Here is a 1,007-nt window from a genome sequence, read left to right on the forward strand (position 1 = left end):
ACGGTGCTCGGGGTGGCGCTGACGGCAATCGTCACGGCCGCATCCGGTCCGATCGCCTTCATTGCGCTTACGGTGCTCGGGGTGGCGCTGACGGCAATCGTCACGGCCGCATCCGGTCCGATCGCCTTCATTGCGCTTGCAGCACCACAGATCGCGCGGCGTCTGACGCGCTCCGCCGGTGTCGCACTCATCCCGTCCGCATTGACGGGCGGGCTTTTGCTGCTGGCCGCCGACTTCGCAGCACAGCACGCTTTCGGCGTCCAGCTTCCTGTCGGTGTGATGACGGTGAGCGTCGGCGGCCTGTACTTTGTCTGGCTTCTCATTCGCGAGGGCCGCAAATGACCTCTACCAACATCCATACCACTTCTGACAGACTGCGTGCCGACGCTGTCACGCTTCGCTATGACGAGCGAACGATTTCGCGGAATCTGTCGGTTGCCATTCCCGATGGCTCCCTCACCGTCATCGTCGGGCCGAACGCGTGCGGTAAGTCCACGCTGCTCAGGGCATTGTCACGGCTGCTCGCGCCTTCTGTCGGTCAGATCATTCTCGATGGACGAAGCATCACTGATCTTGCCGTCAAGGAAGTGGCTCGGTGTCTCGGGCTCTTGCCGCAATCGTCTGTTACGCCGGGAGGCATCACCGTCGCCGATCTTGTGGCGCGCGGCCGCTACCCGCACCAGTCATTCTTCCGGCAATGGTCGAAGGCCGACGAGGAAGCCGTCGTCAAGGCGATGGAAGCAACTCGCGTCACGGACCTGTCGGATCGTCTGGTGGATGAGCTTTCCGGCGGCCAGCGCCAGCGCATCTGGGTTGCCATGCTACTGGCGCAGGAAACACCGATCCTGCTTTTGGACGAACCGACCACCTTCCTCGACATCGCCCACCAGATCGAATTGCTCGACCTGCTGGCCGATCTCAACCGACACGGTCGCACCGTCGTCGCCGTGCTGCACGATCTCAACCATGCCTGCCGATACGCCTCGCACCTGATCGCCATGAAGGAC

2 protein-coding genes are annotated in these 1,007 nt (G+C 62.8%); both read left to right on the forward strand.

All coding sequences use genetic code 11. The features are described 5' to 3' along the window. A partial coding sequence (locus AB4Z23_RS27200) for an iron chelate uptake ABC transporter family permease subunit (RefSeq protein WP_441361145.1) occupies nucleotides 1-342 on the forward strand: 342 nt, incomplete at its 5' end. Next, nucleotides 339-1,007: ABC transporter ATP-binding protein (locus AB4Z23_RS27205; RefSeq protein WP_441361146.1), on the forward strand; the 669-nt coding region annotated here is incomplete at its 3' end. The genes AB4Z23_RS27200 and AB4Z23_RS27205, both read left to right, overlap by 4 nt.

The sequence above is a fragment of the Agrobacterium sp. MCAB5 genome (assembly GCF_052114365.1).
Lineage (GTDB): Bacteria > Pseudomonadota > Alphaproteobacteria > Rhizobiales > Rhizobiaceae > Agrobacterium > Agrobacterium tumefaciens.